At 46.1% G+C, this 14,199-nt stretch carries 16 protein-coding genes; 12 read left to right on the forward strand and 4 right to left on the reverse strand.

The window, feature by feature from the left end:
- The first annotated feature begins 2 nt into the window (after window positions 1-2).
- The 12 genes from ispE to wecB all read left to right on the forward strand — a co-directional run bounded on the left by ispE (window position 3) and on the right by wecB (window position 9,954).
- Complete coding sequence (gene ispE / locus QBE54_RS04525) at window positions 3-914, forward strand: 4-(cytidine 5'-diphospho)-2-C-methyl-D-erythritol kinase (protein WP_369019160.1); 912 nt, start codon at window positions 3-5, stop codon at window positions 912-914.
- Window positions 915-917: 3 nt separating this feature from the next.
- Window positions 918-1,673, forward strand: coding sequence for a nucleotidyltransferase family protein (locus QBE54_RS04530; protein WP_369019161.1), 756 nt, complete (start codon window positions 918-920; stop codon window positions 1,671-1,673).
- Between the two features lie 165 nt (window positions 1,674-1,838).
- Complete coding sequence (gene rho, locus QBE54_RS04535; protein WP_369019391.1) at window positions 1,839-3,113, forward strand: transcription termination factor Rho; 1,275 nt, start codon at window positions 1,839-1,841, stop codon at window positions 3,111-3,113.
- Window positions 3,114-3,177: 64 nt separating this feature from the next.
- Window positions 3,178-3,384: a 50S ribosomal protein L31 gene (gene rpmE / locus QBE54_RS04540; protein WP_369019162.1), complete on the forward strand. Its 207-nt coding sequence runs from the start codon at window positions 3,178-3,180 to the stop codon at window positions 3,382-3,384.
- 6 nt (window positions 3,385-3,390) lie between these two features.
- Window positions 3,391-4,047: an FAD-dependent thymidylate synthase gene (gene thyX, locus QBE54_RS04545; RefSeq protein ID WP_369019163.1), complete on the forward strand. Its 657-nt coding sequence runs from the start codon at window positions 3,391-3,393 to the stop codon at window positions 4,045-4,047.
- Window positions 4,032-4,940 (forward strand): DUF1385 domain-containing protein, encoded by a 909-nt coding sequence (locus QBE54_RS04550; protein ID WP_369019164.1) that lies wholly within the window; start codon window positions 4,032-4,034, stop codon window positions 4,938-4,940. Before thyX ends, QBE54_RS04550 begins: the two co-directional genes overlap by 16 nt.
- Window positions 4,921-5,991: a peptide chain release factor 1 gene (gene prfA / locus QBE54_RS04555; protein WP_369019165.1), complete on the forward strand. Its 1,071-nt coding sequence runs from the start codon at window positions 4,921-4,923 to the stop codon at window positions 5,989-5,991. The genes QBE54_RS04550 and prfA overlap by 20 nt, the downstream gene beginning before the upstream one ends.
- 2 nt (window positions 5,992-5,993) lie before the next feature.
- Window positions 5,994-6,860 (forward strand): peptide chain release factor N(5)-glutamine methyltransferase, encoded by an 867-nt coding sequence (prmC, locus tag QBE54_RS04560; protein WP_369019166.1) that lies wholly within the window; start codon window positions 5,994-5,996, stop codon window positions 6,858-6,860.
- A 5-nt stretch (window positions 6,861-6,865) separates the two neighbouring features.
- Window positions 6,866-7,321, forward strand: a complete 456-nt coding sequence (gene rpiB, locus QBE54_RS04565) for a ribose 5-phosphate isomerase B (RefSeq protein WP_369019167.1) — start codon at window positions 6,866-6,868, stop codon at window positions 7,319-7,321.
- Complete coding sequence (locus tag QBE54_RS04570) at window positions 7,302-7,772, forward strand: cytidine/deoxycytidylate deaminase family protein (RefSeq protein ID WP_369019168.1); 471 nt, start codon at window positions 7,302-7,304, stop codon at window positions 7,770-7,772. Before rpiB ends, QBE54_RS04570 begins: the two co-directional genes overlap by 20 nt.
- A gap of 6 nt (window positions 7,773-7,778) precedes the next feature.
- Window positions 7,779-8,828, forward strand: a complete 1,050-nt coding sequence (locus QBE54_RS04575; protein WP_369019169.1) for an MraY family glycosyltransferase — start codon at window positions 7,779-7,781, stop codon at window positions 8,826-8,828.
- Window positions 8,815-9,954, forward strand: a complete 1,140-nt coding sequence (gene wecB / locus QBE54_RS04580) for a non-hydrolyzing UDP-N-acetylglucosamine 2-epimerase (RefSeq protein WP_369019170.1) — start codon at window positions 8,815-8,817, stop codon at window positions 9,952-9,954. Before QBE54_RS04575 ends, wecB begins: the two co-directional genes overlap by 14 nt.
- Window positions 9,955-9,964: 10 nt before the next feature.
- Here wecB and atpC read toward each other — a convergent pair whose 3' ends face one another.
- From atpC to QBE54_RS04600, 4 genes are read right to left on the reverse strand one after another with little or no spacing between them, the layout of a single operon-like run.
- Window positions 9,965-10,381 carry an ATP synthase F1 subunit epsilon gene (atpC, locus tag QBE54_RS04585; protein ID WP_369019171.1) on the reverse strand — a complete coding sequence of 139 codons (417 nt, stop codon included), beginning with the start codon at window positions 10,379-10,381 and terminating at the stop codon, window positions 9,965-9,967.
- A complete protein-coding gene (gene atpD / locus QBE54_RS04590; RefSeq protein WP_369019172.1) occupies window positions 10,378-11,811 on the reverse strand; it encodes a F0F1 ATP synthase subunit beta in 1,434 nt (477 codons plus the stop codon). The genes atpC and atpD overlap by 4 nt, the downstream gene beginning before the upstream one ends.
- Window positions 11,812-12,684, reverse strand: a complete 873-nt coding sequence (locus tag QBE54_RS04595; protein WP_369019173.1) for a FoF1 ATP synthase subunit gamma — start codon at window positions 12,682-12,684, stop codon at window positions 11,812-11,814.
- Window positions 12,681-14,198 carry a F0F1 ATP synthase subunit alpha gene (locus tag QBE54_RS04600; protein ID WP_369019174.1) on the reverse strand — a complete coding sequence of 506 codons (1,518 nt, stop codon included), beginning with the start codon at window positions 14,196-14,198 and terminating at the stop codon, window positions 12,681-12,683. The genes QBE54_RS04595 and QBE54_RS04600 overlap by 4 nt, the downstream gene beginning before the upstream one ends.
- Window position 14,199 lies beyond the last annotated feature (1 nt).

The raw sequence follows: 14,199 nt of genomic DNA on the forward strand, positions 1-14,199 counted from the left end.
CCGTGATTGAATACCGCTTTTTATCCCATGCCAAGATTAATTGGCGTTTGCATATTGGTTCTTTGCGCTCTGATGGTTATCATAACATTATTACTGTCATGCAAAAAATATCTCTGGGTGACGAGGTGAGAGTGGTTTTTCCAGCTTTGGAAGATGTGGTTACCTGTTCAGAGAGTATACCCACCGATAAAAACAGTCCTTTGATGAAGGTTTTGCATTTAATACGGGAGATTAAACCCTCTTTGAAAAGATTCTGCTTTGAAATTCAAATTTTAAAACGCATTCCTCAACAGAGCGGTTTAGGTGGGGCAAGTTCTAACGCAGGCACTCTTTTGAGAGCCTTGAACAAGCTTTTGAAGCTGGGATTGGATGAAAAAGAATTAGTTAAAATTGCGATACAGTTGGGGTCCGATGTACCTTTTTTTGCAAGTGATTATGTTTTCGCTCTGGTTAGAGGAAAAGGTGAAGTCGTCGTTCCCATCCCCGATCCTCCGCAAAGAGAGCTGGTCCTGGTTTGTCCATCTTTTGGTATTTCCACAGCCTGGGCGTATCAGGCATGGGACCTGAAGGTAGGAGCTTCTCAAGGCTTTAGAGAAAAAGACGAGCGGAACAAAGTTCTGGTTGTAGAAAGCGAGGACTCTCTTCTTCGAGATGTTCATAATGACTTTGAAGAAGTAGTATTTGCACATTATCCGGAGCTGTTTTCCTATAAAAGAAAGCTGTATCAGGCTGGTTGCGAAAAAGCTTTTTTGAGTGGTAGCGGGTCCACTCTGGTGGGTGTACTTCCTCAAGAGAACCACAGAACTAAAAACATGGTAGTGGAACTTTTCAGGGATGAGCCCGTGCGGGTCGTCTTTTGCAAGACGCTTTGTCAGGAACCAGCGTTACCTGCTTTTTGTAGAGGGAGGGTATAGGATATGGCTGATGCTTTAATTCTTGCTGGTGGAGGGGAAAGGGAAATCGAAAAAAAATTTGGGGTTCGAAACCGAGCCTTGCTTGTCATTGAAGACAGGTTTATGATAGAATATGTAATAGAAGCCCTCAGAAGCGTTTCCTCGATAAATAGAGTAGTTGTTGTTGGCCCAGTCCGGGAGTTTCAGTCACGAATTGGTAAACTGGTTGATGCTGTTGTTGCTCCGGGAGATAACCCATTCCAGAGTGCCTTGCAAGGGTTGGAATTTTTGAGGACCCAGGAGAAAGTGCTGGTAGCAAGTTGTGATATCCCCTTGATAAAAGGGGAAATGATTGAGGATTTCTTTTTGCGTTGCTCAAAAAAGGAAGCCGATTTTTACTACCCCATTATTCGTGAGGAGTCTTATGTTAAGAAGTTTGGAAAGAGTCGCAGGACTTTTGCTGCTCTTCGTGATGGAAGATTTACTGGAGGCAATATCTTGTATCTGGACCCCGGTATCTTTGAGAAAAAGCGAGATTTGGTAGAAAAAATTGTTGAGAGTCGCAAAAATCCTTTGACTATCGCAAGACTGCTGGGTTTAACCATTATTGTTAAGTACCTGTTGCGAATGTTGACCGTTGAAGAAATAGAGAAGAGAGTGGAAAAAGTAACTGGCATTAGAGGTAAAGCAATTATTACTCCCTATCCCGAAATAGGGTTTGATGTAGATCGAGCAGAGCATGTGGAGATGGTTAAGGAATTTCTCAAAAAGAGAAGTTAGGAGGAGGTTGCCTTGAACGAAGAAACCAGAAATAGCGAAATAACTGTGGAAGAAAAGAAAAAAGAGGATGAAACCGTGGTTAAAGATGAAACCTCTGAAGATTTTGAAGAGACTGAAGAATTGACTCCCGATACAAAGGTTGAGACGAAAAGAAGCAGAGATGATGTGAGTTTACAGTTTTCTCTGGCTGAGCTTAAAAGAAAAACTAACGCAGAACTTGCAGAGATTGCTCAGAGCCTCAAAATTTCAGGATATAGCAGGAAGAAAAAGAGTGATCTAATTTTTGAAATATTAAAGAAAGCAACGGAGTCCAAAGGTTATATTTTCAGTGAGGGAATACTGGAAGTTACTCCCGAGGGTTACGGCTTCTTGCGCACTTCTGACGATTTTGCGCCTACCGAGAATGATGTTTACGTCTCACCTTCTCAGATTAAACGCTTCGGTCTGAGCAGCGGCGACAAGGTTGCCGGCCAGGTGCGTCCACCTAAGGAGGGTGAGCGCTATTACGCTCTTTTGCGTATCGAAGCCATCAATGATGAAGAACCAGAGCAAGCTAAAAAGAGACCCCTTTTTGAAAATCTTACTCCTACCTTCCCCAATGAACAGTATGTCTTGGAAACGGTGCCTTCAGAGATATCCACGCGGATCATTGACCTGTTCGCTCCCATCGGCAAGGGGCAGCGAGGCTTGATAGTGGCACCACCCAAAGCAGGAAAAACCATTTTGCTTGAAAAAATTGCGAATGGTATTGCCACTAATTATCCTGATGTGGTGCTCATCGTGCTTCTTATTGATGAACGCCCTGAAGAAGTGACCCATATGGAGCGCTCAGTTAAGGGGCAGGTCATCGCTTCAACTTTTGACAAAAAACCAGAAAACCACCTGAGAGTTGCTGAACTAACTCTGGAGAGAGCAAAGCGTCTGGTCGAAGAAGGTAAAGACGTAGTGATTTTGCTTGATAGTATTACCCGTTTGGCCAGAGCTAATAACCTGGTAGTGCCCAATACCGGGAAGACGCTCTCTGGAGGAATAGATTCTTTGGCTCTCCACTGGCCGAAGCGCTTTTTTGGTGCAGCCCGCAACATTGAAGAAGGTGGTAGTCTTACTATCCTGGCCACTGCCCTCATTGATACCGGTTCCCGCATGGATGAGGTCATCTATGAGGAATTTAAAGGGACTGGGAATATGGAACTTCACCTGAGCAGAGCGCTTGCCGAAAGTAGAATTTTCCCGGCTATTGATATTCACCGTTCTGGCACCCGACGCGAAGAGTTGCTCCTTAAAAAGGAAGACTTGGAGCGAATATGGATGTTGCGAAAGCTGCTTGCCAATGTGGACACCCAGGAGGCTGCTCAAATGGTCATCGACCGCATTAAAAACACCCGTTCTAACAAGGAATTTTTAAAGATTATTGACCAGGTTTTGAAGACCTCGCGCTGAGCTTTTGACACTCTTTCTGGCTCTGTGATATAATAACCTGCACTTTTTGGTAGAGGTGATGAAAATGAAGGAAGGAATTCATCCCGAATATAAAGAAACCAGAGTAGTTTGTGCTTGTGGCAATACCTTTGTGACCCGTTCCACTAAATTTCCAGAAATTAAGGTAGAGATTTGTGCTAAGTGCCATCCTTTCTTTACTGGGCAGCAAAAGCTGGTGGATACGGCGGGAAGGGTAGACAAGTTTTACGCAAAATATGGCGAAGATTACTGATTGTTTATGGAAGTCTCGCTTATTGCGCACACCCCTGATCCGGAGCGAGTGGTTGCTCGCTCAGCAAGGGTGTGCTACAGTTTCTCTCCTCCTCAGGAAATTGCGATTGAAGAAGCGCGCAGATTAATTCGAGAGCTGGTTTCCCGAGGTCATTATTCCGTTTTAGAGCATGCTTCCTTTACTTTTCTGATTAAAGGCCTCTCCCGGGTGGCTTCTCATCAGTTAGTTCGCCATCGTATCGCTTCCTATTCTCAGCAAAGTCAAAGATACACAGATTTGACACGGACTTCTTTCGTAGTCCCTCCTTCCATAGCCGAAAATAGGGAAGCAGCCGAAATTTTTCAGGAAGTGGTCAAAGTGGCTCTGGATGCGTATAATAAAATGGTAGAACGAGGGTTGCCCAGGGAAGATGCCAGGTTTGTCCTACCTCAAGCGGTGAAAACAAACTTGGTGTTTACAGCCAACGCACGAGAACTCCTTCACTTTTTTAGCTTGAGGTTGTGCAACCGGGCGCAGTGGGAGATACGAGAGCTGGCATTCCTGATGCTTAACATTGTTAAAGAAATTGCTCCTTCCATTTTCGAAGAGGCAGGCCCCCCGTGTGTGAAAGGGGTTTGTCCGGAAGGAGAAAAAGGTTGTGGTCATCCATGGAAGAAAAATTAGATAAGCAGGATAGAATTGATGTGGGAGGACAGGCCCTTATCGAAGGGGTTATGATGCGGAGCCCCAGGCGTCTGGCCATAGCGGTGAGGAAACCGAAGGGAGACATTATCCTTAAAAGTTTTGAGACTATTCCTCCCTGGAAAAAACATAAATTTCTTTCTCTCCCTGTGATACGGGGAGTGGTTAACCTGGTAGACTCACTGGCCGTTGGTCTGCGCGCCCTTTCTTACTCTGCAACTGTGGTGCTGGAAGAAGAAGACGAAAAGCTCTCCCCCTTTGATATAACCATAGCTATGCTTCTTGCTGTAGCGCTCTTTGCTGGGCTTTTTGTCGCTCTTCCCACTTTCCTGACCTCCTTCCTGGATCGTTTTATTGGTTCTACTTTTGTTTACAACCTTGTGGAAGGCTTAATAAGAGTGCTCATTTTTATCATTTATCTTCTGGTAATTTCCAGCTTAAAGGACATCCGGCGTATTTTTGAGTATCATGGGGCAGAACACAAGGCAATTTTTGCCTTTGAACACGGGGAAGAACTTACCCCGGAAAATGCCCTTAAATTTACCACCTTGCATCCACGTTGTGGTACCAACTGGCTGGTCATTGTTATGTTGATCAGTATTTTTATTTTTTCCCTGTTAGGTAGACCAGGTGTTTTGACCAGAATAGTAAGCAGAATTCTTATCATTCCTCTGGTGGCTGGTTTGGCCTATGAAGCCATAAAATTTCTTTCACGTTATCAGAATAAAAGGATAGCGTACTACTTTTCACTTCCTGGCCTCTGGTTGCAAAAAATTACCACTCGCGAACCCGATGTTTCTCAGCTTGAAGTTGCCATTGTTGCCCTGAAGGAAAGTCTGAGGAAAGGTGAGGACTATGTGGAGGTCAAAAGTTGAGGAGCTGGTAGAGCAATACAAAGAAATCACTGCAAAAATGGCTCAGCCTGAGATAGCCAGTAATATTGCTTTATTGCGAGAGTATTCCAAGACGTTGAGTGAAATAGAACCCTTGGTTAAAGAGTATGAAGCCCTCCGTGAAAAAGAAGCCCGACTTCGGGAAGACCGAGAACTTCTTAAAGAAGAAAAAGACCCTGAGTTGCGCCTGTTGCTTGAGGAAGAAATAGAGGAGCTGGAGAAGGAGATACGGGAAAGCGAAGAAAAGATAAAAATTTTATTGCTTCCTCGAGACCCCCGCGATGAAAAAAACACCCTCATTGAGATAAGGGCTGGTACTGGTGGAGAAGAAGCAGCGCTTTTTGCTGCTGACCTACTAAGGATGTATACTCGCTTTGCGGAAAGACAGGGTTTTAAAGTTGAAGTTATGAGTGCAAGTCCTACCGAGCTTGGGGGTTTTAAGGAAGTTATTGTAGCGATAGAGGGAAAAGGTGCTTATAGCAAGTTCAAATACGAAAGTGGGGTTCACAGGGTGCAGAGGATTCCTGTTACCGAGGCTGGAGGGAGAATTCATACTTCCACGGCTACGGTGGCTGTTCTTCCCGAAGCTGACGAAGTGGATGTCGAGATAAAACCCGAAGACTTGAGAATAGATGTGTACCGTTCTTCAGGCCCCGGGGGACAGAGCGTCAACACCACCGATTCCGCAGTGAGGATAACTCACCTGCCTACGGGTATTGTGGTAACCTGTCAGGATGAAAAATCACAGCACAAAAACAAAGCTAAGGCGATGCGAATACTTCGCGCCAGGATTCTGGACTTGGAACGTCGTCGACAGAAAGAAGAAATTGACCGGGAGCGTAAGAGCCAGATTGGGAGTGGTGAACGAAGTGAACGAATCAGAACCTACAACTTTCCTCAAAACAGGGTTACCGATCACCGTATTAACCTTACCCTTTATCGCCTCGAAGATGTTCTCGAGGGAGACCTGGAGGAAATAGTAGAGGCGCTTGCTGCCGAAGAAAGAAGCCGGATGCTTGAAAAGGTTGGTTAGGAGTGCTTCAGGTTCGCGAGGCCTGGAAAGAGGCAGTTGGGTTGCTTAAAAGAGTTGGTGTTGTCTCACCCACAAGAGAGGCTCGGCTTTTGCTTTCTTCTGTGCTGGGAACTGATCCTTCGCGTGTGCATCTTTTCTGGGATTTTAGCCTTGAAGAAGAAAAGCTAAAGAAGCTACATGCCCTTCTTAAAGAACGCGCCAGAGGCGTCCCCATTCAGTATCTGATTGGAGAGTGGGAGTTCATGTCTCTCCCCTTTTACGTTGAAGAGGGGGTTTTCATACCACGTCTGGATACCGAGTGTTGGGTGGAAGAGGTCATCCTGTCCCTTAAAAAGGCCAGCGCAAGGGAACTTCTTCTTTGTGATGTGGGTTGTGGGAGTGGGGTTATAGGGCTTTCTTGTGCATTCTGGGTACCGCAGGTTAAGCTTTACGGAGTGGATATTTCAGAAAGGGCTATTGCTCTTTCCGAAAAAAATGCCTGCCGTCTTGGTATAGAAAACCGCTGTAGTTTTTTGAAGTCGGACCTTTTTGAGGTGTTTAAAGGCCAAAACATTCTTTTTGACGCTGTGGTTTCCAACCCCCCCTATGTGAAGACAGGAGATTGGGAATTGCTTCCCAGAGAAATTCGCTTTTACGAACCCCGGGAAGCCCTGCTTGCTGGAGAAGACGGCTTATCAATAATAAGGAGGTTGTTGCTGGAGGGAGCTTCCTGGATTAAAAAGGGAGGGCTGCTTTTCTTTGAACATGATCCTGCTCAAAGCGAGCTTATTCGTAAAGAGATTGAAAAACTGGAAACCTGGGAGTATCTTTATACCATCAGGGATTATGCCCACAAAGACAGGGCGACTGCTGTAAAAAGAAAGGAGTAGCCAGAGTGAAAATACTCATAGGGAGCGATCACGGAGGTTACTTTTTAAAAGAGGATCTCAAGGGATTTTTGAAAGAGTTGGGACATGAGGTGATTGATTACGGAGCCTACAGCGCTGAGCCCTGTGATTATCCAGATATTGCTTTTCTGGTCAGCAAGGATCTTTTAGCGGGTAAGGGCGACAGAGCTATTCTGGTCTGTGGTACCGGAATTGGGATGTGTATTGCAGCCAACAAAGTGAAGGGGATAAGAGCAGCTCTTTGTCATGATGTGTTCTCCGCCAGAGCTTCGCGAGAGCACAACAATGCTAATGTGCTGACTCTTGGAGAACGGGTAATTGGTAAGGGACTGGCGCGTGAAATCGTGCGCAGCTGGTTAGGTGCTGAGTTTACAGGTGGGCGACACCAGAGAAGAGTAGAGAAAATTGTGGAGTTTGAACAAGATGGAAGTCAAAAGACCTGAATGGGATGAATACTTCATGAGCATTGCCGAACTGGTGAGTTCTCGCTCTACCTGCTTACGCAGAAAGGTAGGTGCGGTGCTGGTCAGAGAAAAGCGGATTCTGGCTACCGGTTACAATGGTGTTCCTTCGGGCATTAAACACTGCACTCTGGAAACCTGCTTGCGAAGCAAGCAGGGTGTTCCTTCTGGCAAGCAGCAAGAGCTGTGTCGAGGACTCCATGCAGAGCAAAACGTGATTATTCAGGCAGCACTTCACGGGGTAAGTACTCGGGGAGCTACTCTTTACTGCACTCATAAGCCCTGTATTCTCTGCGCCAAAATGATTATTAATGCTGGAATAGTGCGGATTGTATATCAAAACCATTACCCTGACCCTTTGGCTGATGAGATGTTGCAGGAAGCCGGTATAGAGATGATCCCTTTTTCTGGTGAATCTCTTTTGAGGAAATAGGTTCTTATGGGTAACCTGATTCTGGTTTTTATGCTGGGTTTTCTGGGTTCTATGATACTTACTCCTCTGGTTATCAGGCTTAGCCATCGCAAAGGCTGGCTCGATAGTTCTCAGGGCGTGCGCAAGATTCACACACGTCCCGTTTCTCGTCTTGGGGGATTGGCGGTTTACTTACCTTTCATGCTGATTCTCCTGGGAAGCAATTTCTGGTTTGGCTTGGAACTTCCAGCATTCTTTTTCCTTGGTATTTCTGTGGTTTTTCTAACCGGCTTGATAGATGATTTTATTTCACTTTCTCCCCCGCTAAAAGTTTTTGGTCAGGTCGTAGGAATAGTTCTTTTAATGGTTTCAGGCGTGGTTATCAGTTTTTTTACTCTTCCCTGGGGGGCCATTCTGTATCTCGGTGCCTGGGGTTATCCTTTAACTTTTTTGTGGATGCTGGGTATAACCAATGCCCTGAATCTTATAGATGGTATGGATGGCTTATCTTCTGGCATTGCTGCTATTGCTTCCTTTACTCTGGGTGTAGTTGCTTTGCAAGAGGGAAGGAGTCTTGCTGCTCTCATTGCCTTTTTGCTCATGGGAACAGAGCTTGGTTTTTTGTGTTACAATTTTCCTCCGGCTCGCATTTTTCTTGGAGATGGAGGTGCTTTGTTTGCAGGCATAGTCCTTTCAACGATATCCGTTCAGGGTTCCTTGAAAAGTACGGCTACCTTTACGCTCCTGGTGCCTATTCTGGTTCTGGGTATTCCCATCTTTGATACCTTTTTTGCCATCGTGCGGCGCAAAAAAAATCGCTTGCCCTTGATGTCACCCGATGAAGGACACCTGCATCACCGATTGCTGAAACGCGGCTACAGCACCAGAAAAGCGGTTCTGGTTTTTTATTCCATAAGCCTAATTTTTAGTGTGGTAGCAATTTTCATCAATCGCTATCTCCAGAACAGTACCTATTCACTTCTTTTGGTTCTGGTGGTGGTTTTCTTGTTTATGAGATGGGGCCTTCAACTTGGTGTTACTGAAGCAGGGGGAGAAAAACCTGTTGGGCAGAGCTAAAGCGCTTTTTGTTTTAGGCACCAGACCAGAGGTCATAAAGCTTGCTCCTCTCATTCTCAGATTCCAGCGCCATAAGCACTTTTCCTGCGTGGTTGTGAACACTGGTCAGCACCGGGAAATGTCCAGAGAATTCCTTGACTTGTTCGAAATCGTTCCTGGGTATGATCTTAGGGTCATGAGTGAGCGCCAAAGCCTGGGACGCTTGACTGGGAAATTATGCCTTCGTTTGGAAGAGATAGTAACGCTTGAAAAACCGGATTTACTGATCGTCCAGGGAGATACCACCACTGCTTTCTGCGGAGCGCTTTCTGCTTTCTATTGCCAGGTTCCTTGTGTTCACGTTGAAGCAGGTTTACGAACCGGGAATAAGTTCCAACCCTTTCCTGAGGAGATAAACCGAGCTCTGGTGGCTCGCCTTGCTGACCTTCACTGCGCTCCTACCCAGGGGGCCAAGGTAAACCTGCTTCGAGAGGGCATAGACGAGGGCAAGATTGTGGTTACTGGTAACACTATTGTCGATGCTTTGCAACTAATCCTGACTCAAAAAAAAGACTTTGTAAACAAAACACTTGAAGAAGCACTCAAGATTTCCAGGAAAGTGATTACCGTAACGGCTCACCGGAGAGAAAACTGGGGAAAAGGGATTGAAGAGATTGCTTTTGCAATTAGAGAATTATCGGAGAGGTTTGAAGATGCGAACTTCTTTTTTTCTGTTCATCCCAATCCGGTGGTCAAAGACACCGTTTATTCCCTGTTAAGGGGTATACCCAATGTTTTTCTTTTTTCAACCCTTGCCTATTCGGACTTTATAAAGCTCCTTGCAAGAAGTAACCTGGTAATAAGTGATTCAGGGGGTATTCAGGAAGAAGCACCAGCGCTGGGAGTACCGGTTCTGGTTACCAGAGAGGTTACTGAAAGACCTGAGTTGCTCGAGGCGGGCCTGGGTACTCTGGTTGGGTGTTCAAAAGAAAAAATAGTTGAGGAAGCAACAAGAAGACTTCTTGCCGGGGGAGAGCGCATTCCCCGTTCCGTATTCGGTGACGGCAAAGCAGCAGAGCGCATAGAGCGGGCAATAGAGAATTTCCTGGGTTTTTGTACTCAGGGGGTAGAGGAATTCAAAGGCTGAAGGAACACTTTTAGCTTCTTTTCTGGCTAAGTTCTTTGGCTTTAAGTTTTGCCAGAGAGAACAGCAATCTGGCCTCGAGGTGGATGGTTTCCGGGTCTCCCCTTTTTTCTTGTATTTCTTTCCTGATGTTTTCTAAGATTCTTCTGGTACTGAATTCGTCGATTTCGTTCCCCTTTTCACAGGTCTCAGTGAGAATGGTCACTGTTTCAGGAGTGATTTCTGCCACTCCGCCTGAAATGGCGTAATATTCTCTTTCTCCACCTTGAAAGCGCGCTTCCAGAACTCCTATGGCTAACTCGATTACCGCAGGAGCATGTCCTGGCAGAATGCCTCTTTTCCCGTCCGGGCATTCCAGAATAAGGTGGCTTACCCCGGAAAGGACTGTTTTTACCTCTGGTGTCAGCAGTATTACCTGAAGCTCTTTCATCGGCTTTTGCTCTTCAACTGGTCAAATTTTGCTTTTGCTTCATCAATGCTACCCACCATGTAGAAGACCTGTTCCGGCCAGTCATCGCACTCTCCCTCTACAATCATTTCTACTCCCTGCAGAGTTTCCTTAAGGGGAACAAAGACGCCAGGTAGTCCGGTAAAGTTTTCTGCTACGAAGAAAGGTTGCGTAAGAAAGCGCTGCAGTCGTCGGGCACGCTTTACTATTTTTCTATCTTCTTCAGAGAGTTCTTCAATGCCCAGAAGAGCTATGATGTCTTGCAGGTCCAGGTAGTGGGCAATAATTTTTCTGGTTTCTTGGGCGAGTTTGAGGTGGCGTTCACCTACAACCAGGGTGTTCAGGGCACGAGAACTGGATTGCAGGGGGTCTACTGCTGGGTAGAAACCCTGCTCAAAGAGTTTTCTGGAAAGTACTGTACTGGCGTCAAGATGCGCAAAGGTGGTTGCTGGAGCCGGATCAGTCAGGTCGTCGGCGGGGACGTAAACTGCCTGTACGGAAGTTATTGAACCGTTTACGGTGGAAGTTATCCTCTCTTCCACCATGCCAATTTCTTCCTGCAGTGTGGGTTGGTAGCCCACTGCTGAAGGCAACCTACCGAGCAGGGCCGAAACCTCAGCTCCTGCCTGAATGTAACGAAAGATGTTGTCGATAAACAACAGAACATCCTGAGAGAGCACATCTCTAAAAAACTCGGCCATAGTAAGTGCTGAAAAGGCAACCCGGAAACGTGCCCCAGGGGGTTCGTTCATCTGTCCAAAAACTAAAACAGTGTGGTTCAGAACACCACTTTTTTGCATCTGGAGCCACAGCTCGTTGCCTTCACGCATCCGCTCACCAACGCCTGCAAAGACTGACACTCCCCGGTGGGCAGTTGCAGTGCGATGGATGAGTTCCATTATCAGCACTGTTTTCCCCACCCCAGCACCACCAAAGAGACCCGTTTTGCCACCCCGAAGATAAGGACAGAGCAGGTCGATGACCTTTATGCCCGTTTCAAATATCTGAGTTGAGGCTATCCTCTCGGTGAAAGGGGGTGCAGACTTATGTATGGAGCTTTTTTGCGGGTTTCTCAGAGGACCAAGCTCGTCAATTGGTTCACCAAAAACGTTAAACACTCTTCCCAGGGTCTCCTTTCCAACTGGAACCATAAGAGGAGTACCAGAATCGTAGGCTTTTGCTCCCCGCTGCAGACCTCTGGTATCCTGAAGTGCCAGACACCTCACGACTCCTTTTCCCTGATGACTCTGCACTTCAAGTAGTAGTGGGGAAGTATCCCCTTCTGAGTTATTGCGTTGTTTGATGACCAGTATGTTGTGAATAGCTGGTAGTTCTTCTTCCGGAAAAGCTACGTCCACTACTTGACCGGCTATCCTGACCACTTTTCCAACCAAACCATTGCTTCTTTCCACTTACATTGCCCCCTCCACTATGGAAGCCGATATGACCTCGCTTAGCTCTCTGGTTATTTTTTCCTGCCGCCTTTTGTGGTAGAGAAGGCCAAGAGTTTCCAGGGTTTCCCTTGAGTGAGTGGTTGCGCTGTCCATGAGCCTCAAGCGGGTTGCCTGCTCGCTCATGAAAGACTGGATTACCGCTTCGTAAAGACAGGCACTGAAGTATTTTTCCTGCAGGGACCTGTACAGCGCTTCTGGATTAGCAAAAATTTCAAAGTCACTCTTTGAGGTAGTCTTTGTATCTTGTGGGAGATATTGCGATTGAGGATAAAAAGGGTGTATTCTTTTTTGAGTCGGCTGGTACTGGGTAACTGAAAGGTAGGTATTGTAAAAAAGATAAAGGGCATCAAAGCTTTCCTGGAACAAAAAGTTTTTTATCTGGTAACTTAACTCTCTTATTTGCTTGTAGCCGGGGATGCGGACAATATTTAAAGGTTGAGAAAAAGCAATTGGATAACCTTGGTTCATCAAATGGTTTCTGCCCTGCTTGCCCAGCACCAAAAGCTGAATTTCTCTGGATGGGCTCTGTGTCTCCTGAGCAAATTTGAGCATCTGTCTTGCAATGCTTTGATTAAACCCACCCACCAGACCCCGGTCTGAGAAAATCCCCAGAAGGGCCAGTTTCCTTTCTGAAAAGAGAGTCGATGCTTCCAGGTGTAAAACTACCAACTCCAGAGCCAGTTCCAGCTTCAAGCGGAAATCCACAGCTGGTTGTAATAGACTGCGGCCCATTCTCCAGCGAATTGCTGATATGGTCTTCATGGTACGAGTGAGGTGCTCTATGTCTTTAACCAGGTCTATTTTTCGCTTAATATCACTTAACCTGGTCATTGGATTTGCCCCTTAAGGTAAAGCTGGTTGAAATTCTGGATATAATCGCGCATTTTTTCTTCAAGTTCCGTTGATAAATCCCTCTCTTTGCGTAATCTTTCCAGAAGGTCCGGTTTTTCTTCTGTTACTTTTTTACAGAGAAGTGTTTCCCATTCTCGTAATCTTTCCAGGGGGATTTCATCAACCAGACCACGCGTGGCTGCAAAAATAACCAATATTTCAAGGGCAATATCAAGGGGTGAAAATGGCGGCTGAGAAAGAAGGGCAAAAACTCGCTTTCCGTGGTTAAGTTGCTTCTGGGTTACCTCATCGAGTTCAGCACTGAAACGAGCAAACTCCTCAAGTTCGAAGTATTGAGAAAGATCAAGACGCACCCGTCGCGCGACCTTTTTCATGATTGGGGTTTGTGCTTCACCCCCAACTCGGGATACTGATAGCCCCACGTTTATAGGAGGTCCAAAGCCTCGCGCAAGTAAAGCACTCTCGAGATAAATCTGGCCATCTGTTATCGAAATGAGGTTGGTTGGAATGTACGCTGAGATGTCTCCTTCCTGAGTTTCAATTATCGGTAAGGCAGTCATGGAGCCTCCTCCATACTTTTCGTTTAACTGGGCACTGCGCTCCAGGAGGCTGGAGTGGATATAAAATATATCTCCGGGGTAAGACTCTCTTCCTGGAGGGCGTTTCATTAGCAAAGAGAGAGCGCGATAGCTTGCGGCGTGTTTAGTCAAATCATCGTAAACAATCAGCGTATCATACCCATTGTACATAAAGTACTCGGCAATGGCACAGCCGCTGTAGGGTGCAAGATATACCATTGCTGGTGGGTCTTCCGAGGAAGCACAAACTATTATACTGTAGTTAATTGCCTGGTAACGTTTCAAATTCTCTACCAGCTCTTTGACAACAGAAAGTTTTTGTCCGATGGCTACGTATATGCATATTACCTTTTTCTCCCTCTGGTTAAGAATGATGTCAAAAGCTATGGAGGTCTTACCAGTGCGACGGTCCCCTATTATTAGCTCCCGCTGCCCTTTTCCTAAGGGAATTACGGCGTCAATGGTTTTAATGCCTGTAAAAAGGGTTCTCTGTACGGGTCGGCGGGCAGTAATCGGAGGTGCCTCAAAGAAAATTGGCCTCTTTTCCTTGCAAGAGGGGGGTTCTTCACCGTCGATGGCCTTGCCCAGAGGGTCAATAGTTCTTCCCAACAGTTCTTCCCCGGCAGGAATAGTAAGCTGTTCTCCACTCCTAAAAACCTGGCTACCAGTAGAGAGCTGGGTATAGTCACCAAATATAATGCATTGCAGAGAGTCTTTCTCTAAAGAAAAAACCTGTCCCGGAATTTCTCCTTCGAATAGTACTTTTTCCCCCATGAAGGCTTCTTGGAGTCCATCCACAATCGCAATACCATCTTTGATTTCTCTTACATAACCAATTTCTCCGATTTCGGGTTCCAGTTTAAATTCTTTTACAGCCTTTCTTGCCTTCTGCAGGACCTCTGACACCGAAAACATG

Source organism: Thermatribacter velox, from assembly GCF_038396615.1.
Classification (GTDB): Bacteria; Atribacterota; Atribacteria; order Atribacterales; family Thermatribacteraceae; genus Thermatribacter; species Thermatribacter velox.